The following is a 25,318-nucleotide window of genomic DNA, read 5'->3' as shown; positions in this document are numbered from 1 at the left end:
AGCATCGTGCGGAAAAGTGGTTGCCGGTTTTCCGCGAAAACGATGCGAAAACAAAAACCTAGAGCAAGTCGCGTGATTCCTATATCGCGCGACTTGCTCTAGCCGGCGGTCATGACAGTTGCGTCGCGACACCTAAACGACACGGGCCCGCGCGGCGAGACGCGGGCCGGTCCGAACGCGACGATCGGGTTTCAGGGCGGCTAGAACTTGGCCCGCAGGCCGAAGCTCACCGTACGGCCATAGTTGGTGTATCCGCCGAACCAGCCGCCCTTGATGAACTGCCACTGCGAGGCTTTCGTCAGGTTCTGTCCCTCGATCGCCGCCGTGATCCGCGGCGTGATCTTGTAGCTGACGCTGGCGTCCAGCGAGCCGAACGCCTTGTCGTTCAGCGCGGACAGCCCCGCCCCGCCGACGTCCTGCAGCACGTCGTCGATCCAGCTGTAGCTGCCGCGCGCGGCGAAGCGGTCCTTCTCGTAGAAGGCCGTCACGTTGAAGCTGTTCTTGGCGACGTTGACCATCTCGTCCTTCAAGCTCGGCGAATAGGTCGCTTCGGTGTCGGTGTAGGTGTAGTTGGCCAGGAAACCCAGGCCGTCGAAAGGCGCCGGCAGGCTCTTGAACAGGTGCTGGTAGGCCAGCTCGACGCCCTTGATCGTCGCCTTGCCGCCGTTGGTCGGCGAGGTCAGCACATAGGTCTGGCCATCCACGACGATGTTGGTGTTCTGGCTGTAAACGAAGGTCGTGATGTCCTTGTAGAACGCGCCGCCGATCAGCGCGCTGCCCGGCGCGAAGTACCATTCCAGGGTGGCGTCATACTGCCAGGCCTCGAACGGCTTCAGCAGCGGATTGCCGCCCACCGCCGTCAGCAGGGTCCCGGAGTTCAAGGTCAGGCGCGGCGCCAGGTCGGCGAGCGATGGCCGGGTGATGACCTTGGCGGCGGCGACGCGGATCTGCATGTCCTCGAAGGGTTCAAGCGCGAAGTTCACCGTCGGCAGGACGTCGGTGTAGGTCTTCTCGAAGCGGACGGGCAGCGCGGCCGTGCCGTTGTCGGCGTGACCGGCCGAGACCTGCTTGGTCTGCGCGACGCGTACGCCGACCTGACCGCGCAGGGCCGCGCCGAACAGGCTCGTGTCGATATCACTGAGCGCGTAGCCCGCCCCGATCTTCTCGGACACGCGATAAGAATTGCGCTGGTCCGCGCGGGCCGTGCCCCGTTGGTTGGGGTCGCGCAAGGCCCAGAAGGCGGCCGGATCCGGCATGGCCCAGGTCGCAGGCAGGCTGCCCGAGACGCCGCCCAGGAAGTCGCTGACCGGGAAGGGATCGAAATAGTCCGCCCCGAAGAACTTGCCGGCCAGATTGGTCGTGTAGTTGATGTCGGCGCGGTTATAGGAGCGCTCGCGCTCGCGGAACTTGACGCCGAACTGGAGGCGGCTGAGCGGCCCCCAGCTCACCGGCCGTTCGGCGTCGAACTGCAGTGCGGTCTCGTCGTCCGTGGCGTTATTGACCCGCCATTCGATACCGCGGCAGGGTCCCTTCGCCGTGCTCTGGCGCACAGGATCGTACAATCGGCGGGGTTGGCGCGCCATGCTGAATGAAACAGAGAACTACGCCCTCGCCATAGCACTCTAGGCTACAATTTTCCGTCATTTTCGGTGGTCATGATTTCTTCTTCGGCGGAGGTCTTGCTTTCAGATGATTTAGATCGCAACCCAAACCACTTGAAATTGGACCGAAGCGCGCACGTCTTAACCGAACATCGACCTGACGCACTACGGATCTTTGTCTCATGCGGTCTATCCGTGGGCCGCGCCCGGCGAAAACCGCGCCATCAGGTCATAGACTTCACCTGGAAATAGCAGCCGAACACAGGTGATCTGGTCATTGCCTCGCCACGTGCGCCGCTCCAGCGCCAAGCAAGCCGCACTGGGGTGGACGCCAAGCAAGGCGGCCGTGGCGCGCGAGACGTTGACGGCGCTGATGCGATGCTCGGCCTCGGTCCAGGCCACCGTCCCGAGCAGCCAGGCCCCCGGCGGCGCGCCTGAGAAATCCGCGTCCGCGGCGTCAGGCACGGCCGTCAGATTGATCACCCGTTCCTCAAGCGCGAACGGACGCTCGTTGGAGCGATGCAGGCACGTCAGGGCCAGGACCCTGCTGGAGGCGGCCAAGTCGAGCTTGGTCATCTCGACGCGATCGGGGCGTCGCAGCTGGCGTGAAAGAAGTTCGTAGCGATAGGCCGCGCCGCGTCCGGTGATCTCGTTCTGGATGTCGGGGATATCCAGAACGACGGAGTGGACCCTGGGGTGGCAGACAAAGGATCCGGCCCCGCGCTGTCGAGCGATCAGGCCCCGTTCAGCCAGCGGCGACAGCGCCTTGTTCACCGTCATCCGCGAGCAGCCGTACTGCGCCATCAGGTCGAGCTCGGACGGGATCCGATGGCCCGGCGGCCAGGCGCCGGATCGGATCCGCTCGCCGATATCGGCTCGGATCCGCTTATGCAGCGTCGCGGTCGTGTCGCGGGCCATGGCCAAGGTGATCTCATCGACGCAAGGGACAGGGGCGCGCGGGACGCCGCGCGCTAGCGTGAGCGCAAGCGCTCCAGTCCGTCCAGAGCCCAGGCGAAGTCCGATCGGCGGAAACTGCGAAGGAGCAGGATGACCCCGCTGAGGGTCAGCCACGCGACGCCCGTCGCCACCGTGATGATCAGTGGATGGTTGAAGCTGGTGCGGCTCGAATAGTCCATGATGTGCAGCATCCAGAACACGTCCCACAAGCGCCAGCTATCGGTCCGCCGCTCGACTACGTCGCCGGTGGCGGCGGCGACATAGAGCGTGGTGGTTTCGGCGTCGTCGAAGCTGGCCTTCCACAGGGGCAGGACCAGCCCGCGCGTCTCAAGACCGTGCCGGGTGACCGGCTCAACGGCGGTGATCCTGCCCTCGCCGGCATAGGCGGCGGCGGCCAGGCCACGCGCGGCGGCGGCGTCGACGACCACGGCCTGGCCAGTGACGGCGTCGACCATCGACGTCCCTGCCGCCGTTTTCACCTCGTAGACATAGCGATCGTTCAAGGGCCGAAGCTTGACGCCGACGACCGGCCCTCCGGCCGTCGGCGCCAGCTGGCCGACCGGCACGAGCTTGGCCGGCGCCGCCAGCGGAACGGGGTCGCGCACGCTGTGCTCGCCGGAGACCTTGTGGTGGTCGAGCAGGGCCATCATCGCCCCGCTGACCGACCACAGCAGGAACTGCAGGCCCAGGACCAGGCCAAACCATTTATGCAGGGTGCGGATCAGCAACATCTCGGCCTCACGCGGCGGCTTTGCGGGCCCGCCGGCGACGGCGGAAACTGAAGATCAGGAGCCAGGCGCCGCTGGCGCTGCTGACCACGGCGGTCCAGGTGGCGATGCGCAACAGGGTGTTGTTGACGTTCTCGCGCTCCTGGTAGTCCATGATGTGGAACATCCACACGAAGTCGAAGATGCGCCACAGATCGTGGCGCTTGGCGACCAACTCACCGGTCTGGGCCGAGATGTAGAGGGTCGGCCGCCACCAGCCCTGGAACTCGACGCGCCAGAGCGGCGCCGGACGACCGCGGATTTCCGGCGGGGCCTTGCTGAGTTGCTCGACGGCCTTGACCGCGCCGTCGCCGGCATAAAGCGCCCTGGCGCGGGCCTCCGCCGCGGCCCGACCCAGCGGCGACAGCTTGTCGCCGGTGCGGGCGTCGAACAAGGCGCGCTCGGGCCCGCCCGTCACGACATAGACCGGCCGGCCCAACTGGGTCTCCAGTCGCACGGCCTGGCCGGGGGCGGCCGTCATCACCGCGCCGGGCTCGACCAGGTCGGCGAGATCGAGCGGCGGCGACGGCGCATGGCGCACCAGGTGATCGCCATGGATGATGTCGAGATGGACGGCGGTCATGTACAGGCCGCTGAAGGTCCAAAGGACCGCCTGCACGCCGATGACGAGGCCGAGCCATTTGTGGGTGTTCCGGGCGAGGGCCGGCCAACGCATAGTCTTCACCTGATCGAGAGGCGCCTGGCCGGCCCGCGAGGCCGGCCAGGCAGGAGACGGGTTAGTTGAACTTGTAGCTCAGCCGCACATAGCCGCGCCGACCCAGCAGGTCGTAGGTCATGGTGTCGGTGTTGCCGTCGGTCCAGCTCTGGATGAACGGCGCCTTCTTGTCGAAGAGGTTGTCGACGCCAAGGGCGATGTCGGCCTTGTCGCCCAGCCGATAGGCGAACTGGGCGTTGTGGTAGAAGACGTCGGGCGACTTGTAGCCGATCTCGTCAGGCGCCGCGTTGAAGTCGGTCGCCTTGCCGATCCACTGCACCGAATAGGTTCCCGTCCAGCGCTCGGCCATCAGCGAGAGGCTGCCGTTCGAGCGCCAGTGGGGATAGCCGCCGTTGCCGCCGCCGATATGGCCGTCGAAGATGATCGGATCGGCGCCCTGGAACGGGGTCACGACATAGCTGTCGAGATAGGTGGTGTTCCAGTCGAGGCTCGCGCGCAGGCCGCCCAGGTCGAACTCGTAGCGGATGCCTACATCGACGCCCTTCATCGTCTCCAGGCCCGCGTTGGTCGGCTGGGCGGACAGATAGGTGATCTCCCCGGTCAGGGGGCTGCGCGTGAAGTTGGACGCGCCGCAGAACGGATGGGCCAGGTTGGGGGTCGCGTAGCAGACCGCCAGCTTGGTCGAACCCGGGATCGAGCGAATGGCGTCCTTGATCTCGATATCGAAGTAGTCGACCGTCACCGAGAGGCCCGGCACGATCGGCGGCTGCAGCACCGCGCCCAGGGTCAGGGTCTTGGCGGTTTCGGGGCTCAGGTTCTGGTTGCCGCCGACGGTGGTCAGCACCGTGTTGCCCAGTTGGACGTAGTTGGCCGGCACGCCGGTGGCCTGGCAGTTGGCGATCAGGGTGGCGTTGCCGCTGCTGGCGTAGCGGCTGCACGGATCGGTGGTCGTCAGGTTGCCCTCGGCCACCCCGCCGAACAGTTCGGGCACGCTGGGGATGCGAAAGCCCGTCCCGTAGGTGGCGCGCAGCCTCAGGCTTGGAACCACCGCCCAGTTCAAGCCAACCTTGTAGGTCTCGTTGGATCCGAACAGGTTGTAGTCGGAGTAGCGAACAGCGGTGTCCAGCTCCAGGCGCTCCACCATCGGCAGGTCGGCGAGCAGCGGCGCGGACAGTTCGAGGTAGGCTTCCTTGGCGGTCACCGAACCGGAGATGGGGTCCTGCTGGTTGGTGTTGGCGATGCCCAGCACCGTCAAGGCGTCCGGATCACGCCAACCCTTTTCCTGGCGATAGACGACGCCCGCGGCGACCGCCAGCCGGCCGGCCGGCAGATTGAAAAGCGTGCCGGTGACATCGGCCGTGACGCTCTTTTGCGCGTTGCCGCCGGTGTCGCGGGAATTGAACAGGATGTACTTCAGGGCCGCAGGCGTCACATCGCCGGCGCCGAGATAGTCGATACAGGGGATCGCCGCGCCGGGCGTGGTGCTGCAGACGCTGGTGTTGACCGAATTGCGCACACGCTCGAGGTTGGCGATGTTGCTCATCGCATCGACCCCGGTGTTGCGTCCCCAGTTGGCGGCCGCTTCCCAGGTCCAGTCGCCTTTCAGCGCGCCGCGGGCCCCGCCTACGAACCGATAGGTGTCGGTTTCCTGTGAGAAAACCCGCGGACCGGGTTCGGCCAAGCGGCGTTGCAGGAGGGTGATGTCCTGGCCCGTCGGATTGGTCGGATTGCCGGCCGAGATGGCCAGGTTGCGCAATGTGCCTGGCGTGGCGATCTGATGGCTCTCGCGGTGCGTGAAGAACAGCTCGCCAAACAGGGTGACGGAATCGGTCAGCCTGTAGTCGGCCAGGAAGGCGGTGCTGATCCGCTCGATCGGACTGACCGCATTGAGGAACGGGTTCGAGTTGAAGTTGTGCTTGGCGGCGCTGTAGGGCTCGTAGAAATTGCCGTCGCCGCCGGGGGTCTGGTTGAAATTGATCTGCTGGCCGCCGGGCAGCACGGCCCGGCCGCCGATCGTCGAGGCGCTTGAGACGCAGACCAGTTGTCCGCCGGACTCACCCAGGCCGCAGGGCGCGCGACTGGCCAGGTTCACCGCCTCGGTCTTCTGGTAGGTCAGCCCCGCGGTGACGCCGCCGCGCTCGTTGTGCAGGCCCCAGAGGACGTCGACGGCGTATTCCTGGCCGTCGCCCTCGTCGGTGACGCCGTACTTGCCCGAGAGCTTCAGCCCCTCGAAATTGTTCTGGGTGATGATGTTGACGACGCCCGCGACGGCGTCGGCGCCGTAGATCGCCGAGGCGCCGTCCTTGAGGACATCGATCCGGCCAATGATCGCCGTCGGGATCATGTTGAGGTCAGGGGCGCTATTGGCCCCTGTGCCGCCGTTGACCACCCGGCGGCCGTTGATCAGGGTCAGGGTGCGGTTGATGCCCAGGCCGCGCAGGTTCACCTGGGCGGCGCCGTAGCCGTTGCCGGTCCAATAGGCGTTGGTCTGGTTGCCGGCGGCGCCGGCCGAGGCCGGCAGCCGTTGCAACAACGTCTCCACGTTGGTCACGCCCGTCCGCTCGATCTGATCTTGCGAAATCACCGTCGCCGGCCCGACGCCGGCAATGTCGGCGCGCTTGATCCGGCTTCCCGTCACGATCAGTTCTTCGACGGTCGATGGATCAGTTGTCTGCGCGAAAGCCTGGCCGGCGCCGGCCAGCGTCGCCATGGCGGCGACGCCCGCCAGCAGAGTTCGTTTGTCGATCAGTTTCATGGCGATCCCCTCACCTCATGGCCCCGCACGCCGTCTCGTTGGCGCTCACGTCAGGCGAGGCTCCGGGTTCGGCCGGGATCAAGTCAATCTATGTATATACATTTGGAGACCATTTTCTGAGGATATTTATCCATAAAATCGCCAATAATTTCAGAAATTTGGGAATTTCCCGAAAGAAATGGACATTTTATGCCTTGAATCCGAAAAATAGACATGAGTTTGTATCTATTTCATAGAATTTCAGAATCTGCACATCAAGAACGCACCTGCGTAGAAATCACCATGAATCACATCGTCGGTGCTCCGAGATATATGATCATCACAATACTCAACATTACAATCATTGGAAGGTTTATCAGACCTCACATCGACCAATGAGCGCGATTCCACTATTGCTATACAGCGCCTCGAACCTACCAATGATGGCAAGGTTTGTCGTTATTTCATTTAACGACAAACGATCTGCAAACTGTGGGAAGGCCGCGGGTGTTGCGATAGTCGCGGCCGGGCCGGATTCGGAGGCCTCTTGGCTGGCCCACAGCCCGGCGGCGACACTATGAAAGGCCGGCATCGGATAGCTTCCGGTCCTGGGCGCGCACGCCCATCGCGCATCGCAAAAAACCGGCGGACCCGACGAGGGGTGCGAGCGTTGCGGAACGTACTGACCAGGACGAGGATGCCCACGCCGCATCTTGATCACCAGGCGCGCAGGACCGTGAATGATGAAGCAGTATGACCGTCGGCAGCTCCTGCGGGGCGCCGCCGTCGTCGGCGGGGGCCTGGCGGCCGCCAGCCTCTTTCCAGCTTGGGCGCAAAGCGCCGCTCCGGGCCTGATGTCCACCCTGCCCACGGTCTCGGGCCAGGACATCAAGCTGACCATCGGCCACGCCGAGGTGATGATCGATGGCAAGATGAGCCATGCGGTGACCATCAACGGCACCGTGCCGGGGCCGCTGATCCGGCTCAAGGAAGGCCAGACGGTCCGACTTTCGGTGACCAACACCCTGGCGGAGGAAACCTCCATCCACTGGCATGGGCTTCTGGTGCCCTTTCAGATGGACGGCGTTCCGGGCGTCAGCTTCCCCGGCATCCCGGCCGGCGAGACCTTCGTCTACGAGTTTCCGGTCAAGCAGTCGGGCACCTATTGGTACCATAGCCATTCGGGCCTGCAGGAGGCCGAAGGCCACTATGGCCCCCTCGTCATCGAGCCGGCCGGGCCCGATCCGATCGGCTTTGATCGGGAGCATGTGATCGTGCTCTCCGACTTCAGCTTCATGCACCCCCACCTGATCTTCAAGCGCATGAAGCAGCAGGCCGGCGTCTTTAACTACCAGAAGCAGACCCTCTCCAGCCTGATGGCGGGCAAGGACCAGACGCTCCAGGAACGGATGGAGTGGGGCAAGATGCGCATGGACCCCACCGACATTTCCGACGTCACCGGCGAGGTCATGACGTTCCTGGTCAATGGCCATGGCCCGGCCGACAACTGGACCGGCCTGTTCACCCCTGGCGAACGGGTGCGCCTGCGGTTCATCAACACCGCCGCCCAGATGATGTTCAATGTGCGCATCCCGGGCCTCAAGCTGACCGTGGTGGCCGCCGACGGCCAGGCCGTCCGGCCCGTCGAGGTGGACGAATTCCAGATCGGCAACGCCGAAACCTATGACGTCATCGTCCAGCCGGCGGAGGACAAGGCCTTCACCCTGGTGGCCGAGGCCGTCGACCGCTCGGGCATGGCGCGCGCCACCCTGGCCCCGCGCGCCGGGATGACCGCGCCGGTCCCGCCCCTGCGCGAACGGCCGCTGGCCACCATGAAGGACATGGGCATGGACATGAGCGCCATGCACGGCATGGACGCGGGCGGCTCCGGCGCGATGGCCGGCATGGACCACGCCGCGATGGGCCATGACATGTCGGCCATGGCCGCGCCGCCGGGCATGGCCGCTCCTAAGCCGCGCGGTTCGGACGTGATGGGCGACATGGGCGGCATGGAGATGTCGATGCGCGACGGGGCCAACGCGCCTCAGGTCAAGCTGGGACCCGGCGTGCAGACGATCGCGCCGATGCCCGTGGATCGCACCGGCGAGCCCGGCCAGGGCCTGGAAAGCGTCGGCCATCGGGTGCTGGTGTACAAGGACCTTGTCGCCCTGACACAAAACCCCGACGTACGCGCGCCGACGCGGGCGCTGGAGATCCGCCTGACCGGCAACATGGAGCGCTTCATGTGGGGGTTTGACGGGCGGAAATTCAGCGAAACCACCAGGCCCTACGCCTTCGAAAAGAACGAGCGTGTGCGGGTCACGCTAGTCAACGACACGATGATGGCCCACCCCATCCATCTTCACGGCCACTTCTTCGAGCTGACCCATGCGCCGGTCGGCTACGGCCCGCGAAAACACACGGTCATCGTGCTGCCCGGCGGCAAGGTGTCGTGGGACTTCACCGCCGACCCGGGCGATTGGGCCTTCCACTGCCACATGCTCTACCACATGCACGCGGGCATGTTCCAAGTGTTCAGCGTGCGGCCCCTCGAAGGAGCCGCGGCATGAAGACCGTAGCCTTGATCGGCCTCCTGCCGCTGATGCTGGGCGCGCCCGCGCTGACTCAGACCACGGACCACTCGATGACGCCGGGCATGCAGACGCCCGCCCCCTCGGCCAAGCCGGCGGCCAAACCGTCCAACCCGCACGCCGGCCACGACATGGGCGCGATGGCCATGCCGTCCAGCGACACGCCGGCCGACCCGCACGCGGGCCATGACATGGGGTCGATGGCGATGCCCGGGATGGGTCAGGGCCAAGCCACGGGCGCGATGGCCGACATGGGCGACATTCCCAACACCCCGCCGCCGCCCGCGCCGACCGACCATGCCGCCGACAAGGCCTTCGACCCGACGCGCATGGCCATGGCCCGCGCGCAGCTGCGCAAGGAACACGGCGGCGGTGTCACCTCGCTGGTGATGGCCAATTTCGCCGAATGGGCGCCCCGATCGGGCAAGGACAGCTATCGCTGGGAGGGCGAAGCCTGGTTTGGCGGCGACATCAACCGCCTGACGCTCAAGTCCGAGGGCGAAGGCGTCAGCGGCGAGGGGCTGGAACGCGCCGAACTGCAGGCGCTTTATTCCCGTAGCGTTAGTCCCTTTTTCGATCTCCAGGCCGGCGTGCGTCACGACTTCGAGCCCAAGCCGTCGCGGACCTATGCGACCGTCGGTTTCGAGGGCCTCGCGCCCTATTGGTTCGAAATCAGCGGCGCGGCCTTCCTCTCCAACAAAGGCGACCTGTCGGCGCGTTTCGAGGGCTATTACGATCAGCGCCTGACCCAGCGCCTGATCCTGCAGCCTCGCGCTGAACTCAATCTGGCGGCCTCGAACGACCGGGCCACCGGCGTCGGTTCCGGCCTGTCGGACGTCGAGCTTGGCCTGCGTCTTCGCTACGAGATTCGCCGCGAGTTCGCGCCCTATGTCGGCGTCACCTACGACCGCAAGTTCGGCAAGACCGCGGACTACGCGCGAGCCGCTGGCGAGGATGTCGAAGACGCCCGCGTGGTGCTGGGCCTTCGCGCCTGGTTCTAGGACGGCGTCAGCGCCCAAGGACTGGAAACCTGGATGACACGCGCGCCGCCAGACCAAAATAGTCCCGCGCTCCGGGCCCCGCCGCGAGGGGTTGGCGCGGGTCGGCGCGTAGACCTTTCAAGGATCACATGTCGAGCATACCGACGCCTGCCGACAAACCTTAGCCCCGCAGGCCTTGGCCTTGAATCCGCAGGACCTTTCGATGACACGTTCCAACTCCGCCTCGCCCATGGCGCGGCGCACCGTTCTACTGGGCGCGGCGGCGGCGGCGACCACCCTGCTCGCCGGCTGCGCCAAAGCCGCGGCTCCCCTCGCCATTCAGGTCTACAAGACGCCGGTCTGCGCCTGCTGCGGCAAGTGGATCGACGCCCTGGCGTCGGCTGGCCTCAAGCCGCGGGTCTCGGTTCTGGATGATCTAACGAAGGTGCGGGCGACCTATGGCGTGCCCGACGCGCTATCGTCCTGCCACACCGCGCGGATCGGCGGCTACGTCATCGAAGGCCACGTGCCGCCGGCCGACATCCTGCGCCTGCTGAAAGAGCGGCCCAAGGCGCTGGGCCTGGTGCTGCCGGGCATGCCGATCGGCTCGCCAGGCATGGAAATGGCGGGCGTGGCGTCCGAGCCCTACGCCACACTGTTGTTGCTGGACGCCAAGGGCGCCACCCGCGTCTTCGCGCGCCACGGCTGACTCGGCGCGGCGGCGCAAAGAAATCTCACGGCGCGCGAGGGGTTGGCTGCGAGCGGCGCGTATCCTCACTAGACGATCGGGGCGTCGTCTTCCGGAGACATGCAATGACCGACAAGACCACCTCGACCTTCCTAGCGACCATCGCCGCCGGCGCCATGCTCCTGGGCGCCTCCCAGGCGCTCGCCCACGCCAAGTTGGTGACCGCCAATCCGGCGCCCAACGCCACGGTCGCCGCCCCCAAGGCGCTGAGCCTGAAGTTCAGCGAAAAGCTGGAGCCGAAATTCTCCGGCTTCGAGATCGCCAACGCCGCCGGCGCGGCGGTCGCGATCAAGACAACCGTCGCCACCGACGGCAAGGGCCTGCAGGGCGCGCTGGCCGCGCCGCTCTCGCCCGGCGCCTACAAGGTCACCTGGCACGCCGTCACCGCCGACGCCCACCGCATGAACGGCGCCTACACCTTCATGGTGCGCTAGGGCGATGATCGAACTGGCCGTCGTTCTCGCGCGCCTGGTCCAGTACGTTGGCGCGGCGCTCCTGTTCGGAGCGCCGCTGTTTTGTCTCTATGGCTTGACCAGCGGCGGGGTCACGATGACCTGGCCGCGACGCCTGGCCCTGGCCGGCGGCGTGGCCGTGGTGATCGGATCGATCCTGGCGCTCTTGGCCCAGACCGCGATGATGGCCGGAAGCGCGGCCGACGCCTTTGATCGCGAAACCCTGGCGATGGTTGCGACCGGCACGCAATTTGGCCTGTCAGTGCTCGTCCGCCTGACCGTTGGCCTGGCGGCCGTGGTGGGCGCCTTGAGCGCTCGCCCCTCACGCGCCCTGTGGGCCGCCGCAGCCGCCTTGGGCGCCGTCGCCCTGGGCAGCTTCGCCTGGAGCGGCCATGGCGCCGACGGCGACGGCGTGGCCGGCGCCTTCAGGCTGATCGCCGACATCGTCCACCTGCTGGCGGCCGGTGTCTGGCTGGGCGCCCTGGCGGCCTTGGCGGCCTTGGTCGTTGGCGCGCGGGCCACGAGCGACACGGCGTTGCGCGAACTCCATCAGGCCCTGGAGGGGTTTTCCGGTGTCGGTTCACTGGTGGTCGCGGCCTTGGTGCTGACCGGTCTGGTCAATGTCTGGTTCCTCGTCGGACCGAGCCGGATCGTCCTGGCTGCCTCGACGGCGTGGGGCGCGGCGCTGCTCCTCAAGCTGGTGGTCTTTGGCGTGATGCTCAGCCTGGCCGCGCTCAACCGTTTCAGGCTGACGCCCCGGCTGGAGCGGGACATGACGGGTGGCAGGGCGACCTCGGCGCTCGCCGCCCTCAAGCGCAGCGTCGCTTTCGAATCCGCCGCCGGATTCGTAGTGCTCGCGCTCGTCGCCTGGCTGGGGACGCTGCCCCCGCCAGCGGCCCTCTAGAAGCCGCCGCACAATGGATACGGCCGGCAAAGCGCCGACACTTGCCGGGCTCGGCGGTCACCTCGTGCTCCCCTCCGTCCTTGGGGCCAAACCGCATCAGGGCGCTTCGAAATCGCCTTAGGCCGATCGCATGAGGGATGGACCCAACCGGACGCGTATCCCTTGTAGCGCTTCCTTATGAGACCTCCTGATGCATGGCCTGTGCTTACACGAGGGGACACTCCGAGCTGTGGCGCGCCAGCAGGCGGCGGCTTCATGGCGACGAGGTGTTCCGAGCCTGCACAGCGCCGGCAGAACACCGATGAAGTGGCTACGCCACCCCTCGTCGATCGCGCAGATCCAGCAAGTCCTCGTGAACCTCATGCGCAACGCCGTCGAGGCGATGGCGGACGCCTCTGGGTCGATGCGTTGCCGTGCGGCGGCGCGGCCTTCCGATTCACACTCATTCATGCGCGGGCGGACGAAGAGAAATGAGAGATAAGCGGATCGTTCATCTCGTCGATGACGAGGAGGCCATAAGAAAGTCCGCAGGGTTCCTGCTGCGGTCCTCAGGCTATCTCGTCCATAGCTACGCGTCCGGCGTCGAGTTCCTGAAGGTCGCCCGGAACGCCGAAGTCGGCTGCGTGCTTCTGGATGTGCGGATGCCTGACTTGGACGGGCTTCAGGTGCAGGCCCAGATGGCCGCTCGTGGGGTCAACATGCCCGTCGTGGTGTTCACCGGACACGGAGACGTCTCGGTCGCCGTGCAGGCGATGAAGGCCGGCGCCATCGACTTCCTCGAGAAGCCGTTCGAAAAGGAGGCCGTGCTCGACGCCATCGCGCGGGCGTTCGCCCGGCTCGACAACGCCGACGTTCGGGCGATGGAAGAGACCCAAGCGCTGGTGCGCGTTGCAGCGCTAAGCCCGCGCGAACAGGAGGTCCTGGAGGGTTTGGCCCAAGGCTACCCCAACAAGACCATCGCCTATGATCTGGGCGTGTCTTCGCGCACCGTGGAGGTTCACCGCGCGAGCCTGATGGCGAAGCTGGGGGTCCACAGCCTTTCCGACGCGCTGAGGATCGCCTTCGCCGCCGGCATGGGACGCCTCCCGAGCGCTGGAACGTCTACGTAGCGACCGCGCGGGACGGGTCTGAGATCGTATCTCGCCCCCTGCCTGTGCGAGCTTACGCAAACCACGCCCCCGACCACCGGCAATACGGCCGAGCAGCGCTTAACGATCCTGTTGTGCAAAATAGGTCGCCATAGGTCGCCGCGTCGCGCGCCATCCGGCCCACGCACCACTTGGCGTAAAATGGCGCCAGGAAGGGCCGGGGCGTGAATAAGCAGAGTCCGCAGAACTCTCGCCACCGCATTGACTTAAGAAAAGCCCGCATCCCTATCACCGAGGCGGGCCTTTCCTCCAAAGCAACGCCGTTTACATATGGCCCTTCATCGGCATGGGCGCGTCCGGCTTGTCGGCGGGCATGGCTGGCATGGCGGGCATCGTCTTGCCCTTGCAGCCGGCGCCGTCGCTGCAGCCCATCTTCATGTCCGACGAGGTCGGCGGGTCCTTCTTGGGCGGCATGCCGGCCATGTTCGCCATGCCCGCCGCATGGTCCTCCATCATCTGGTCGTGCATCTGGTCGCCGCCGTGCCGCATCCCTTGTTGATGCTGCGGGCACGGCGTGGAGTTGGCGGCCGCCGCCGGCTTCGCCGGTGCGGACATCTTCATGTCGTCTTCGGCGTGCGCCGCCGATCCCAGCGCCAGAAGGCTGAAGGCGGCGATCAGGAGTGATGTCTTGCGCATTGGGGTTCTCCAAGAAAATGGACCGTTTGTTGGCTGACGGAGCGTGGTTTCCGCCGCCGGCCAGCCTGCGGTCACCATGCGCAGCGGCGAGCGGCGGCCATATACGTGGAGTTCACATCGACGATGCTCGTTCTGCGGCCCCGCTAGAGCCACAGCCCCGAAACCTGTTCGGCCTCTCAATGACTGGCCATCGCCATCATCCTGCAGCTCGCCGCGCAGTCGCGGCAGCTGGCCCCGCATCGCTGCGTCCGCGCGTCGTCGAAGCCGGCGCAATCCTTCGCGCAGGCCTCGCAGGCCTTGGCGCAGGCGTCGCAGAGCACCGTATGGATCGGCGATCCCCGCATCATCGACGTCGCCGTCGCCTGGCAGAGGTCGGCGCAATCCAGGAGGATGGCGATATGGCCCGGGGCGGCGTGGGTGCCGCCCTTCTCCAGGCCATGCCGGGAAGCCTCCATGCACAGGCGATAGGTGGCGAGACAGGCGTCGATGCAGGCCTGCATCGACATGGCGCCCTGACCAGGGGCCATGGTCGTGGGCTGGGCCTGGGCGGCGGCGCCGACACCGGCGAGCGCCAAGCTCGAGATGAGAAGTCCGCGTCGGTCTTGCATGGGGTGTTCTCCGATCAGGTTGACGAGGGGGCTGTGGGCGGCGTCGACGATGCTCCTACCCTGCGCGCCCGGGTCACCCTCGCCGCCCGATCCGCGGCCGTGGCGGCCTCGCGGGCCATGCGCGTGTCCTGCCAGGGCCAATGGCCGTTGATCTCGACCCCCAGCGAGATGCTGAGGAAGGTGCGCACCAGAACCAGTCCGGCCAACACCATCAGGTCATCAAGGGTGGGGCTGATGACCAGCGATTTGACGATGTCGCCAGCGACCAGGAACTCGAGACCGAGCAGGATGCTGCGGCCCAGGGTCGAACGGAACGGGCTGTAGGCCTCGGAATGGTCGGCGCGCCAGGCGCGCTTGAGGAACAGGAAGGTGGCCAGGGCGGCCCCGGCCAAGATCGTCAGGGCGCCGGCCAGCTCAAGAATGATCACGGCCAGCTTGAAGAAGGCGCTGAGGGCGTCGCCGGTAAAATCAGTGGTGATCATACCAGCCTCGCCTGCGGATGTTGTTGAAGCTGTCGGTCGTGTGACAGGCGGAGCATTGATCGACGCGCGCCTTCTCCCCGGCGACCCGTTGCGACATCATGCTGAAATGCATCATCTGGTGACTGGGCGGCGGCTTGTGGCATTCGGCGCACTGGGTCGAGTTGACCGAGGGATGCCGGTACCCCTCGACGCGCCAACTGGTCACGCTGTGGCAACTGGCGCAGGTCTCGCCGAACAATCCCTGGTGCGGGTCCCGCATTGAATGGCAACTGGCGCAGTCCAGGCCGGCGGTTCCGGCGTTCCTGGCCGCCGCCGGAATTCCCATGGGATGCTTCCAGACCTTCGACTCCAGCAGCGCCGGATGGTTCATGCGGGCGAGGCTACGGCCGCCGTCGTGCTCGACGTGGCAGGAGGTGCACTCCGCGACCTTAGTGTGGAACTGGGTCGACTGCTTGCCGCCGAAATCCTGGCCGGCATGGCAGCTCAGGCAGGTCTTCGTCTCCACGCCCTTCAGCGGCGTATGGCAGGTCGTGCATTGCCCGGCGAAGCTCTGGTGGGCCGCGGAGAGCGGCCCCGGCGAAACAAGACTTTCGATCATGCCGCCGCCGGCCGGCGTACTCGTCCGCATGACCGCCGGGAGGCCGATCAGAACGACCAGCAGCGCCGCGATGAACAGGCCATAGAACAGCGTCGATCGCTTCATAGCCAACGCAGCCCGTAATAGAGGGCGGCGCCGATGTGGAGCAGGATCAGCCCATAGAGAATGACCCCGGCCACGATATGCAGCAGGCGCCACTTGGCGAACAGCGAACTGGTCGCGGCCTCCGCCCGCACGGCGTATTCGCTGTCCGACAGCGCCGCGGCCAGCGCGGCCTTGTCAGCGGGCGCCGCCGAGGGCGGCTCGCCCGGCCTGAACAGCAAGCGGGCCAGCCGACCGAGCGGGCGCGGCGGCGGCTCCACGCCCGTGGGCGGCGGCGGCAGGTTCAGATAGGCCGCCTTGAGCGAGGCCAGCTCGGTCTTGCGCCCGCGCAGCGCCCGCGCCAGCTCGGCCAGGAGAAATCGGCCGACGAAACCGCTCAGGACGGTGAGCATCAGAAGGCCGGTCAGCATCACCCCGAGGGGACTGTCGAACCTATGCGCGGCATGAAGCAGGGCGAGCAACGGCGCGAGCACGCCGGCGTAGATGTGGACAGCCAGCAGGGTCGGCTTGGTCACGAATCTCGACAGGAACCGGTCCACGACGCCGATATGCTTGGCCGCCACATAGGGAAGCGTCAGCAGCATCATCAGGACCGCGAGGACGCCCAGCATCCCCCCCGCCAGGCTCCCGGGGAAGCGCGGCGAGGCATGGATCACGAATCCCAAGGGGAAGATCATGATGAAGCCCACGAGCAGGGCCACGAGGATGTCGCCACGCTCGCGCATCAGGCTTCGACCACGAGCGGCTCGCCGGTCGTCTTGGCCTGGCAGGCCAGGATGTAGCCCTGGGCCTTGTCCTCCGGCGCGAGACCGGACTCGACGGCCATGGTGACCTCGCCGTCGATGAGCTTGGTGACGCAGACCCCGCATTCGCCGACACGGCAGGAATAGGGAATCTCGACCCCGGCGCCTTCGGCGGCCTCAAGTACGGTCTGGTCGGTGGGCAGGGGCGCCGACACCCCGGAGACCGAAAAGGTGATCGTGGCCGCGGCCGCGTCCGCCCCGGCGGCGGGCGGCGGGCCGGGCTGGGCCACGGGCGTCGCTTGGGTCGGCGGCTCGAGCGGATCGACCGGCATGGACGCCGGCCCGAACGCCTCCGTATGGAGCAGCGCCTCGGGGACCCCAAGCTCGGCGAGCTGCGCCTTCACGGCCGCCATCATGGCCGGCGGACCGCAAAGGTGAATGCGGCGGCGCGCGAGGTCCGGGACCGCGCTGGCGAGCATCTCCTTGGTGATCGGCCCTTCGGCCCCATGCCACACCGTGCCGGGCGCCCGATGCATGGTGGCGAAGACATGGAGGTTCTCGTGGCGGCGTTCGAGGCGCTCGATGTCCTCGCGGAAGGCGAACTCTTCGGTCGACCGTGCGCCGTAGAGGAAGAAGATCTCGCCGGGCCAGGCGGTGTCGGTGAGATAGCGCAGAACCGACATCATCGGCGTGATCCCGACGCCGCCGGCGATGAGCACGACGCTGTCGGCGTCGGTCCCGGTGAAGGTGAAGGCGCCGAAGGGGCCGGAGACCTTGACCAGGTCTCCGACCTTCACGTGATCGTGGAGGAAACGCGAGACGGCGCCCTGCTCTTCGCGCTTCACGGAGAGTTCGACATGGGCGCGCTGGGTCGGGGACGAGGCGATGGTGTATGACCGGCGGGCCGTCTTTCCCGGCTCGGGCTCCACCTCGACCTGGAGGAACTGCCCGGGAAGAAAGTCGAACGGCAGCCGATCTCCGGCGGGGTCGGCGAGCCGGAAGGTCAGGATGGTCGGCGTCTCGCGCAGGATCTGCGCGACCCGCAACGAGCCGGCCCAGCTTCTGGGCTTGCGCGATGTCGCGCCGGCCGGGTCCGGGACGCGGCTTGGGGCCACGGCCTTCGCCCCGCCTGGAGCGACTGTCGCGGCCGGAGTCGCGGCGGCTTTTCGTTCGTTTCCAGCCGCGGCCGAGACCGCCGAGGCGCCTGGCGCAGATGGCGCCCCGGCGACGATCTTGCGGATGCGTTGCAGGCGAAACAGCTGCAGGGCGATGAGGCTGGCGCTGACCAGCGTCAGAAACAACATCAGCAGCAGATGGGCCGGCGAAATCCCGAACGGATGCGCGGCGTGCTCGCCCGACAGGACCGTGCCGACCGAAAGCTGCGTCCGGAACCAGTTCGTCGCGACGCTCGGTCCTGAGGTCTCGCCTTCCAGAGCGCTCTTCGCGGCTGCGCTGCTGGCGTAGAGATCGGCGCCCTCCTGAAGCTTCCGCGCGGCCGCCGCGCGGGCGGTCGAATTGGAGGCGTGCATGCCTTCGGCCGCGCCCTCGCCCGCAAGCACAAGGCCGCGGTGAACCCGCGCCTCGGCGTCCCGCGCCAGCGCTTCGCGGGCCTTGGAATCGAGGCCCGGCAGGCCCAGGAGTCGCGAGAAGAACGGGCCGTTGTTCTGGCCGGGGCCGCAACAGCCCGCCATCTGGTCCATCTTCTCCATCATCCCCGCCATCCCCGCCATCCCCGCCATGGCGGCGTCCTGGGGCGCGCCCGCCGTCGGCATGGGGGTGGTTGGCATGACGGTTGTCGGCATGACGGCCACGGGCGCGGGCCCCGGCGCCATAGCGCCAGGCACGGCCGCCTCGGCGGCCGCGGGATGATGGGCGGCATGCTCGTCAGCGTCCTGCGCCCGCGCCGGCGCCGAGGCGGCGACGACCAAAAGCGCGACCGCGAGCAGACCTGAAAGGGTTGTCGGTAAGCGCATCGATGGCCCCCGCCCCCCAGGCTCACATGTGCTTCATCGGCGCGGCCGGGCTGTCGGCGGGCGGCGGCGCGTCGGGCTTGGCGGCGCCCGCGCGCATGTCCGCATGATCCATCGCTTGTTTGTGATGGCGTTCCATGTCGGCGACCTCGTTGCCGGTCTCATCGGCGGCCGGGGCCGACGCATCAGCGGTCGAAGGCGGCGGCGTCGATCCGACGGGGTTCGTCGTGCTCGCGGTGGCGGCCGGGGCGGTCGCGGTTGAGGTTGAGCTGTCGCGGTTGCAGCCGGCGAGTGCGAGTCCCGCCATGACCGCCACGCCGCCGAGCAGCAGCGATCGGCAGTTGCCGTTGATCGTCATCGAAGTCTCCCTTTTTGCGAACGTGTGGTCCGGGCGACCAGCGTGCTGGTCGCCCGGCGCCGATCATTTCGACTACCGCAGGATCTGCCGGCAGCGATCGTGCGAGAGGTTCATGGGGTTGCGCCCCTGCCCCTTCGTCTCCGAGTGATCGTGTCGGTCGGCGACACCCATATCGCTCTCCATCTGACGACAGCTGGCGATCTGGCTCTCGGTCGGCGGCGTGGTGGCGCAGGCGCTGAGAAGCGTGGCGGCTGCAAGGGCCGCGGCAATTGCATAGGTCTTCATGGTCATTCCTTCACGGTCAGGTTTCACGGCTATTCTTCCCCCTCGTCGTTTCTGGCTTCGCCGCGGCGCCGGCGCGGGGCCTCGCCGAAATGAAAGCCAGGATGGGGCAGTCGCGGGTCGGGGCCTCGCCCGGACGCGCCGCGGCCAACCCCTCTAGAATCGTCCGGATACGGTTGAGCTCGTCCACGCGCGTCTCCGCCTGGCGGATCTTGTCGCGCGTGATCGCGAGCACGGCCGACGCTCTGGCGGTGTCGGAAGTCTGCAAGGTGAGAAGCTCGCTGGTTTCGGCGAGCGTGAAGCCCAACTCCTGGCCGGACCGGATGAATCTGAGCCGCAGAAGGTCGTCGTCGCCGTAGAGCCGATAGCCCGCGCCCGACCGCCCCGGAGACAGCAGCAGGCCCGTCCGTTCGTAGTAGCGGATGGTGTCGCGGCTGACGCCCGCGGCCGCGGCGAGTTCGCCGATCTTGAGTTTTCCCATGGCATCCGGCCCTCCTGCGGGTTGGACCGTGATCCAAGGTCAAGCAAGGAATGCGGGTCGCTCAGAACCACTGAGCAGGCGTCCTCCATTCCCCGTTCGACCGCATAGAAGGGGGGCGGACGCATCCGCCCCCGATGGATCACTTCCGGCGAAGCTCGACGATGTCATGCTTGCTCGGCTTGCCGTCGGCGATGCGCACATGGGCGAAGTGGTCATCGAAGATGTGGTCGATCGTCACGTGGCCGACGAGATCACGGCGATAGGACGGGGACCCCTTTGCCGGGCCTGGAAGGGCCTTGATGCGATAGACCTCCAGCCTTTGGCCAACTTCAGCCCCGTCGGCCTTGCCGATGCAGATGACCGTGCCGGTGCTGTCGGCCTCGACGATCGAGCCCCGCATGAAGAAGCTATGGCCGACGCCCTGGGCGAAGACAGGCGTGGCGGCGAGCATCGCAACACCGGCCAGAGCGGCTAGAATCGACTTATTCACGATTATCTCCTTTGAAGGTGATGGCCGCTCGGAGAGACCGAGGGGAAGGAGGTTTCTTCCCCACCAGGACTAGGGTCTCAGGTCCCGGGTCCGAATACGTAGATGTCACATCGCGTATTCTGTTCGAGGTCTCTTCAGGGCGCCGACATTACGGCGCGGGCGCTTGTCGGCCGATTGGACGCGCGGGCCATGCGACCTAGGCGGTGGAGGGCGGGCGCGATCCAGGCCCGCCCTCCTGCCTTAGACTAACGTCACGCGGTAGCCGGCCGCCGCGACGGCGGCGACGATGGCCTCCGAAGTCACGCCGGTGTCGATCTCGAGGCTTCGGCCGGCCACGTCGGCGCGAACCACAGCGCTGGCGTCGACCCCGCGGACGGCCTTGCTGACGGTCGCGACGCAGTGGCCGCAGCTCATGTTCTCGATGGTGTAGCGAAGCATCTTGTTCGTCCTTGTTCGACTTCGCTGCGACAGATGGGGCTTCCCATCATGGCAAGGTCAAGGGGCGGCGCGCCGAAATCGCCGCGGAGGGATCGGCTTGGGCTGGCGCGTATCCTTCAGACCAAGGACGGCCCTCCCCGGTCGATCCGCCCGACTGGAGACAAACCGATGAAGACCCTTCTGTCCGCCGGCGCCCTGGCCCTGGCGCTCACCGGCCCCGCCTTGGCCCAGTCCGACATGAAGATTGGCGACATGAAAATGGGCCACATGGCGGGCATGAAACACGACGCCGCGCCCGCCCCGGCCAAGACGGCCGACGGTCAGGGCGTGATCAAGGGGATCGACGCCAAGGGCGGTACGGTGACCCTGCACCACCAGCCGATCCCCGCCCTGAAGTGGCCGGCCATGACCATGAAGTTCAAGGCCGCTCCGGCCCTGCTCAAGCCGTTCAAGGTCGGCCAGGCGGTCAATTTCAAGCTCAAGCCGATGGGCGGTTCGGCCGAGGTCGTGGCGATGTCGGCCAAGTAGCCCAGGACGGTTCGCCCGCCCCATCAAGGCGGCGGGCGAACCGGTCCGCTCGCCGGCGACGCCGCCGCGACGGGTGACGGATCGGCGACCTTGAGGTTGACGCTCGCGGCCGTGGGCGGCTCGCCCGCCGGCTGAAGGTGAAGGCCAGCACCCAGTCGCCGCTGGTGGGCAGGTCGGCGCGAAACCGAAGCCGGTCATAGTCGAGCGAAGGCTCGAAGAAGGCGGGAAAGACCGCAGTCCCGCGCCCCGAGGTCGAGCTGACTGTGGCGTCGCGCGCCGACAACCGCGGCATGATGCGGCCAGAGTCGACGGGCGCGACCTTCACCACGATGGTCGTGGCCACGCCGCGGGTGGGGTTTGGCGAGGCGGTCTCGAACCGGTAGTCGGCGGCCAGGGCCGTCAGCGGCCCGGCGATCAGGCAGACGCCGGGTAGCCAGGCCAGGGCCCGTTTCAGCGGAAACCCCGTGAACGGACCGGCTCGCGTCGGGGCGGCGCGCCCGAACCCAGGTCGGCCAGGATCGGGCAATCTGGACGATCATTCCCCGCGCAATCGCGCGACAGGTCGCGCAAGGTGTCGGCCATGGCCTGCATCTCGATGATCTTGGCCTCGAGGGCCTCGACATGCCCATCGGCGATCGCCTTGACCTCGCGGCTGGGCCGGACGCGGTCGCGCCACAGCGATAGCAGGTGAGCGATCTCCTCGACCGAAAACCCGAGCGAGCGGGCGCGACGAATGAACCGCAGCTCATTGACCTCGCGCTCGCCGAAATTGCGGTAGTTGCTGCCCGTGCGGCCAGCGGGCGTGATCAGCTTGATCTGCTCGTAGTAGCGGATCATCTTGGCCGAGACCCCCGACGCCTTGGCCGTCTGTCCAATGTTCATGCGTGAACGCTCCTTGGCTTGGCCGCCGGCAGGGGCGAGGTGAAGGCGCGCAGGCGCAGGGCGTTGGACAGCACGCTGACGACGCGCGAGACGCAGGATGCGCGGGTCATTCCGACCACGGGCAGGTCCAGGCTCTCGAGATTTTGCCCGGGCATCGGCGGTCTCCTGTTCTCGATGCCCGGCGCCGTCATCCCTCCCATCATGGGAAGGTCGAGGCGGTGTTCGGCGCGTCTTCACAGGGACTACGCGCGACCCGTCGCCCTCCCCTCATCGGAAGGTCGCCCCGTAGGCGTCCGGCCCGGACAACGGACTTGCGGGATCAGGGGGTTGCGCCACGTATAGACAGCAAGACAGCTCCGGGGGCGAAGGACCGAACATGACCTTGAACATCGATGATCTTGTCGATCGGCTGGCGACCCAGCCCTTGGATCGCTCGCTCGATGGGCTTGAGGGCGATATTTCGCGCGACATCGCCCGCCGTCGCGCCGACCTCAAGACCGGGGCCGCCCTGGCGCCCGTCCGGGTCGCCTCGGTCGGCCTGGCCCTGGCCATGGGCGTCACCGCCGGCGGCCTCGCCGCCGCCGGGGCCGTCTCGACGCCGCAACAGTTCGGCACCTTTTCGGTCTCGGCCCACCTGGCGCCGTCCACCCTGCTCGAGGGCGATCAGTGAGCGTCACCCGCAGCATCCTCCTGACGCTGGTGCTTTCGATCCTGGCGGCGGCGATCGGCGCCTGGGGCGGCGGACAGTATGTCGTGCGTCGAATGCACCACGCCACGCCGCTGCATCAGTTGGTGCATGAGAAACTTGACCTCACGCCGGACCAGGAGCGGCGGATCGACGGGCTGGAACGTGACTACGCGGCGCGGCGCAAGGCGCTCGAGGCTGAAATGCGCGCCGCCAACGCCGAGCTCGCCCAGGCCATCCAGGAACAGCACAGCTATACGCCCAAGGTCCAGGCGGCCATCGACCGCTTCCACATGGCGATGGGCGCGCTCCAGAAGGAAAGCATCCAGCACGTCATCGCCATGCGCACCGTGCTGACCCCGCAACAAGCCGCCCGTTTCGACGACACCGTCGTCAAGAACCTTACCGAACAGGCGCAGTGATCGCTGCGACGCCCAGCGACGAGGCGCTCGCGGCGCAGGCCGCGAGGGGCGACGAGCGCGCGTTCGCGCAGTTGGTCGGCCGGCACAAGGAAAGCCTCTACCGCCTGCTGCGGCGGTATACGGGCGACGCCGACGAAGCCTATGAGGCGGTCCACGAGGCGTTCATCGCCGCCTGGACGGCCTTGGACCGCTACGACACCTCCCGCTCCTTCGGCGCCTGGCTGCGCACCATCGCCATCAACAAGGCGCGCGACCGCGGGCGAAAGATGGCCGTGCGCCGGTTCTTTTTCGGGTCCGTCGCGCCCGACGACGCCCTGGCCCAAGCCATCGACCCCGGCGCGTCCGTCGACGACCAGTTGCGCCAGCGCCAGTCGATGAAACTTCTCGACCAGGCGGTGGCGAGACTTCCCGACGCCCTGAAGGCGCCCCTCGTGCTCACCGCCTTCGAAGGCCTGTCCCATCAGGAAGCCGCCGCGATCCTGGGCGTCTCGACCAAGTCCGTCGAGACCCGCGTCTATCGCGCGCGCAAAGCCCTGGCGGCCGCGTTGGATCCGGAAGCCTTCCATGATCGCTAGGGTGACCGCTGCTCGCAAGGGGGCCCTGGCAAGCCCTCTCCGCACCGATCGCCCCGGCCCCGTCGGCGACGATCCCCCCGGGTCCGGTACGCCGCCTAGGCGATTGAACAGGCTGGAATCTTGTCTGGATCAAATCGTCATCTGTGGCGTTGCGGCATATGGCCCGCGAAGCGGCGCGCGCCGTCCGCCGAAGACCAGGTGGGCGGCATAGCGGTCCGTCGGATCGGACTTGGCGTGGCTGTGGGCCTCGACCAAGAACATGGCGCCTTCGGTGATCGGCCGGGTCATTAAGGTGATCGCCACCGGCTTGTCCATGACGGCGCCTTCGCCTTGCCAGCATCCGTCCAACGCGCGCACCTGCGCGGGAACGACCGCCACCGCAGGGTCTTGGGCTAGCGCCGCAACAGGAACGACAGCGCACCACGGGCCTTCATCGCAAACTCAGATCGAAACTTCACCTTAGACCTATTGGCAGGGTCGCCGTCCGATTGCCACCCTGCTGGACAGGTCGGCCAGTCCGGATTTTCGGCTAGGCAGCGCCATACTCGGAACTCGGCGTCGCCCCAGGGCCGGACATTCGCTGGCCAGCGCCGATGACGACGTCCGCCCCTCGGAGCTGGCCAAGGTCCTGATGGGCTTTTCGCGGAAACTCGGCTCCTTCTCTCCGCGGCCCGCCATGACCCGGCGTAGCTCGAGGGCGGGGTTGGCTGAAAGGCGTCGTCCGATCACCTGCGAGTGCGTAAGCCCGCAGTTCAGCGATCGCCCCACTCCGAGTTGTGATATTCAGAAACTCTTGAACTGTGTGCAATTGTCGCACCACATCGTAAATTTAGTAAAATACAATCTGAGACAGACATAATATTATTTGCCCAATTAAGATGACGTTATCTAGTTATAAGTATTTTGAAGTCGTCATAATTTTACGGACAAGCTCATCAGAAAATCGAAAATATTTCGACAATCTTTTCCGCATCGCGGAGTCAGAAAGTTTATCCAATGAAGATCGCACTTCTTTTTGCAGTCGCGACTCTCGGCTTGGTCGCCGCCCAGGGCGCCTCGGCGGCGACGGCGACATCCAGCATCAGCGCCAGCGCTAGCGTGACGACCGTCTGCACCATGGATTCCTCTGCGCTGGCGTTCGGCGAAGTGGCGCTCACCGGCCCCACTCCGGGTACGGCCACCATCAACGTGACCTGCACCGGCGGCGGCGCCTATACTGTCGGTCTCGGCAACGGCCTGCACAATGTGGCCGCCCAGCGCAACCTGGTGAGCGGCGTCAATATCCTGGCCTACGACCTCTTCAAGGAGGCCAGTCACACCACGCGTTGGGGTGACGCCGGCGCGGGACTGGTTTCCGGCACCGGAACCGCGGTGCAGCAGACCCTGACGGTGTATGGACAGGTCACCACCGGTCAGACCCTCGTCTCCGGTAATGGCGCCCCCTACACGGACACGATCCTGGTCACTCTCACCTATTGAG

General features: G+C 66.7%; 29 protein-coding genes and 1 pseudogene. 11 read left to right on the top strand and 19 right to left on the bottom strand.

The features are described from left to right. Window positions 1-200: 200 nt before the first annotated feature. The 5 genes and pseudogenes from AC07NX_RS17380 to AC07NX_RS17360 form a co-directional block, all read right to left on the bottom strand. Window positions 201-1,592, bottom strand: a pseudogene (locus AC07NX_RS17380) (TonB-dependent receptor); the annotation flags it as partial. Between the two features lie 198 nt (window positions 1,593-1,790). Continuing rightward, window positions 1,791-2,519: a histidine utilization transcriptional repressor HutC gene (gene hutC, locus AC07NX_RS17375; protein WP_494643482.1), complete on the bottom strand. Its 729-nt coding sequence runs from the start codon at window positions 2,517-2,519 to the stop codon at window positions 1,791-1,793. Window positions 2,520-2,572: 53 nt separating this feature from the next. Beyond that, entirely contained in the window at window positions 2,573-3,289 is a 717-nt protein-coding gene (locus tag AC07NX_RS17370) for a PepSY domain-containing protein (protein WP_494643481.1), read from the bottom strand. Between the two features lie 7 nt (window positions 3,290-3,296). Continuing rightward, the gene (locus tag AC07NX_RS17365) at window positions 3,297-4,001 is read right to left on the bottom strand and encodes a hypothetical protein (RefSeq protein WP_494643480.1); all 705 of its coding nucleotides are present in this window, start codon (window positions 3,999-4,001) and stop codon (window positions 3,297-3,299) included. Window positions 4,002-4,062: 61 nt separating this feature from the next. Continuing rightward, the gene (locus tag AC07NX_RS17360; protein WP_494643478.1) at window positions 4,063-6,756 is read right to left on the bottom strand and encodes a TonB-dependent receptor; all 2,694 of its coding nucleotides are present in this window, start codon (window positions 6,754-6,756) and stop codon (window positions 4,063-4,065) included. Between the two features lie 719 nt (window positions 6,757-7,475). Between AC07NX_RS17360 and AC07NX_RS17355 the strand changes: the two genes are divergently transcribed. From AC07NX_RS17355 to AC07NX_RS17330, 6 genes are all read left to right on the top strand, one after another. Next, window positions 7,476-9,305 (top strand): copper resistance system multicopper oxidase, encoded by a 1,830-nt coding sequence (locus AC07NX_RS17355; RefSeq protein WP_494643477.1) that lies wholly within the window; start codon window positions 7,476-7,478, stop codon window positions 9,303-9,305. Continuing rightward, window positions 9,302-10,327 carry a copper resistance protein B gene (locus AC07NX_RS17350; RefSeq protein ID WP_494643476.1) on the top strand — a complete coding sequence of 342 codons (1,026 nt, stop codon included), beginning with the start codon at window positions 9,302-9,304 and terminating at the stop codon, window positions 10,325-10,327. The genes AC07NX_RS17355 and AC07NX_RS17350 overlap by 4 nt, the downstream gene beginning before the upstream one ends. Window positions 10,328-10,529: 202 nt before the next feature. Further along, window positions 10,530-11,015: a DUF411 domain-containing protein gene (locus tag AC07NX_RS17345; RefSeq protein WP_494643475.1), complete on the top strand. Its 486-nt coding sequence runs from the start codon at window positions 10,530-10,532 to the stop codon at window positions 11,013-11,015. A 104-nt stretch (window positions 11,016-11,119) separates the two neighbouring features. Next, window positions 11,120-11,488, top strand: coding sequence for a copper homeostasis periplasmic binding protein CopC (gene copC, locus AC07NX_RS17340; RefSeq protein WP_494643473.1), 369 nt, complete (start codon window positions 11,120-11,122; stop codon window positions 11,486-11,488). Between the two features lie 4 nt (window positions 11,489-11,492). Continuing rightward, a complete protein-coding gene (gene copD / locus AC07NX_RS17335; RefSeq protein ID WP_494643472.1) occupies window positions 11,493-12,410 on the top strand; it encodes a copper homeostasis membrane protein CopD in 918 nt (305 codons plus the stop codon). A 470-nt stretch (window positions 12,411-12,880) separates the two neighbouring features. Beyond that, window positions 12,881-13,519 (top strand): response regulator transcription factor, encoded by a 639-nt coding sequence (locus tag AC07NX_RS17330; RefSeq protein WP_494643471.1) that lies wholly within the window; start codon window positions 12,881-12,883, stop codon window positions 13,517-13,519. 303 nt (window positions 13,520-13,822) lie between these two features. Here the strand turns inward: AC07NX_RS17330 and AC07NX_RS17325 are convergent, their stop codons facing one another. From AC07NX_RS17325 to AC07NX_RS17275, 11 genes are all read right to left on the bottom strand, one after another. Further along, a complete protein-coding gene (locus tag AC07NX_RS17325; RefSeq protein WP_494643469.1) occupies window positions 13,823-14,194 on the bottom strand; it encodes a hypothetical protein in 372 nt (123 codons plus the stop codon). A 176-nt stretch (window positions 14,195-14,370) separates the two neighbouring features. Next, window positions 14,371-14,802 carry a four-helix bundle copper-binding protein gene (locus AC07NX_RS17320; RefSeq protein ID WP_494643468.1) on the bottom strand — a complete coding sequence of 144 codons (432 nt, stop codon included), beginning with the start codon at window positions 14,800-14,802 and terminating at the stop codon, window positions 14,371-14,373. Between the two features lie 14 nt (window positions 14,803-14,816). Further along, window positions 14,817-15,284: a DUF1622 domain-containing protein gene (locus AC07NX_RS17315; protein WP_494643466.1), complete on the bottom strand. Its 468-nt coding sequence runs from the start codon at window positions 15,282-15,284 to the stop codon at window positions 14,817-14,819. Beyond that, window positions 15,271-15,987 carry a cytochrome C gene (locus tag AC07NX_RS17310; protein WP_494643465.1) on the bottom strand — a complete coding sequence of 239 codons (717 nt, stop codon included), beginning with the start codon at window positions 15,985-15,987 and terminating at the stop codon, window positions 15,271-15,273. Before AC07NX_RS17310 ends, AC07NX_RS17315 begins: the two co-directional genes overlap by 14 nt. Then, window positions 15,984-16,709: a hypothetical protein gene (locus AC07NX_RS17305; RefSeq protein WP_494643463.1), complete on the bottom strand. Its 726-nt coding sequence runs from the start codon at window positions 16,707-16,709 to the stop codon at window positions 15,984-15,986. The genes AC07NX_RS17310 and AC07NX_RS17305 overlap by 4 nt, the downstream gene beginning before the upstream one ends. Further along, window positions 16,709-18,514: a 2Fe-2S iron-sulfur cluster-binding protein gene (locus AC07NX_RS17300; protein ID WP_494643461.1), complete on the bottom strand. Its 1,806-nt coding sequence runs from the start codon at window positions 18,512-18,514 to the stop codon at window positions 16,709-16,711. Before AC07NX_RS17300 ends, AC07NX_RS17305 begins: the two co-directional genes overlap by 1 nt. Before the next feature lie 208 nt (window positions 18,515-18,722). Continuing rightward, entirely contained in the window at window positions 18,723-19,055 is a 333-nt protein-coding gene (locus AC07NX_RS17295; RefSeq protein WP_494643459.1) for a hypothetical protein, read from the bottom strand. 72 nt (window positions 19,056-19,127) lie between these two features. Further along, complete coding sequence (locus AC07NX_RS17290) at window positions 19,128-19,340, bottom strand: hypothetical protein (RefSeq protein ID WP_494643457.1); 213 nt, start codon at window positions 19,338-19,340, stop codon at window positions 19,128-19,130. A gap of 16 nt (window positions 19,341-19,356) precedes the next feature. Then, on the bottom strand, window positions 19,357-19,818 hold the full coding sequence (locus tag AC07NX_RS17285; RefSeq protein ID WP_494643455.1) for a heavy metal-responsive transcriptional regulator: 462 nt from the start codon (window positions 19,816-19,818) through the stop codon (window positions 19,357-19,359). Window positions 19,819-19,957: 139 nt separating this feature from the next. Next, window positions 19,958-20,308, bottom strand: coding sequence for a hypothetical protein (locus AC07NX_RS17280; protein WP_494643453.1), 351 nt, complete (start codon window positions 20,306-20,308; stop codon window positions 19,958-19,960). A gap of 240 nt (window positions 20,309-20,548) precedes the next feature. Beyond that, window positions 20,549-20,746, bottom strand: coding sequence for a heavy-metal-associated domain-containing protein (locus AC07NX_RS17275; protein WP_494643451.1), 198 nt, complete (start codon window positions 20,744-20,746; stop codon window positions 20,549-20,551). Between the two features lie 168 nt (window positions 20,747-20,914). On the opposite strand from AC07NX_RS17275, the gene AC07NX_RS17270 reads away from it, so the two are divergent. Beyond that, window positions 20,915-21,274, top strand: coding sequence for a copper-binding protein (locus tag AC07NX_RS17270; RefSeq protein WP_494643449.1), 360 nt, complete (start codon window positions 20,915-20,917; stop codon window positions 21,272-21,274). Between the two features lie 450 nt (window positions 21,275-21,724). On the opposite strand, the gene cueR is transcribed toward AC07NX_RS17270, so the two are convergent. Both cueR and AC07NX_RS17260 read right to left on the bottom strand, forming a co-directional pair. Further along, on the bottom strand, window positions 21,725-22,156 hold the full coding sequence (gene cueR, locus AC07NX_RS17265) for a Cu(I)-responsive transcriptional regulator (protein ID WP_494643447.1): 432 nt from the start codon (window positions 22,154-22,156) through the stop codon (window positions 21,725-21,727). After that, entirely contained in the window at window positions 22,153-22,311 is a 159-nt protein-coding gene (locus AC07NX_RS17260; RefSeq protein ID WP_494643446.1) for a hypothetical protein, read from the bottom strand. The genes cueR and AC07NX_RS17260 overlap by 4 nt, the downstream gene beginning before the upstream one ends. A gap of 221 nt (window positions 22,312-22,532) precedes the next feature. On the opposite strand from AC07NX_RS17260, the gene AC07NX_RS17255 reads away from it, so the two are divergent. The 3 genes from AC07NX_RS17255 to AC07NX_RS17245 are packed head-to-tail and all read left to right on the top strand — an operon-like array spanning window position 22,533 to window position 23,838. Then, entirely contained in the window at window positions 22,533-22,826 is a 294-nt protein-coding gene (locus tag AC07NX_RS17255; RefSeq protein ID WP_494643445.1) for a hypothetical protein, read from the top strand. After that, window positions 22,823-23,263, top strand: coding sequence for a Spy/CpxP family protein refolding chaperone (locus AC07NX_RS17250; protein WP_494643443.1), 441 nt, complete (start codon window positions 22,823-22,825; stop codon window positions 23,261-23,263). Before AC07NX_RS17255 ends, AC07NX_RS17250 begins: the two co-directional genes overlap by 4 nt. Next, on the top strand, window positions 23,260-23,838 hold the full coding sequence (locus AC07NX_RS17245) for an RNA polymerase sigma factor (RefSeq protein ID WP_494643442.1): 579 nt from the start codon (window positions 23,260-23,262) through the stop codon (window positions 23,836-23,838). The genes AC07NX_RS17250 and AC07NX_RS17245 overlap by 4 nt, the downstream gene beginning before the upstream one ends. A gap of 129 nt (window positions 23,839-23,967) precedes the next feature. On the opposite strand, the gene AC07NX_RS17240 is transcribed toward AC07NX_RS17245, so the two are convergent. Beyond that, window positions 23,968-24,153, bottom strand: a complete 186-nt coding sequence (locus AC07NX_RS17240; RefSeq protein WP_494643441.1) for a hypothetical protein — start codon at window positions 24,151-24,153, stop codon at window positions 23,968-23,970. Window positions 24,154-24,834: 681 nt separating this feature from the next. On the opposite strand from AC07NX_RS17240, the gene AC07NX_RS17235 reads away from it, so the two are divergent. After that, the gene (locus AC07NX_RS17235; RefSeq protein ID WP_494643440.1) at window positions 24,835-25,317 is read left to right on the top strand and encodes a Csu type fimbrial protein; all 483 of its coding nucleotides are present in this window, start codon (window positions 24,835-24,837) and stop codon (window positions 25,315-25,317) included. The last annotated feature ends 1 nt before the right edge of the window (window position 25,318 follow it).

The organism is Caulobacter sp. GW821-FHT09A05, from assembly GCF_059418465.1.
This window is presented reverse-complemented; position numbering and strand designations above follow the sequence as displayed.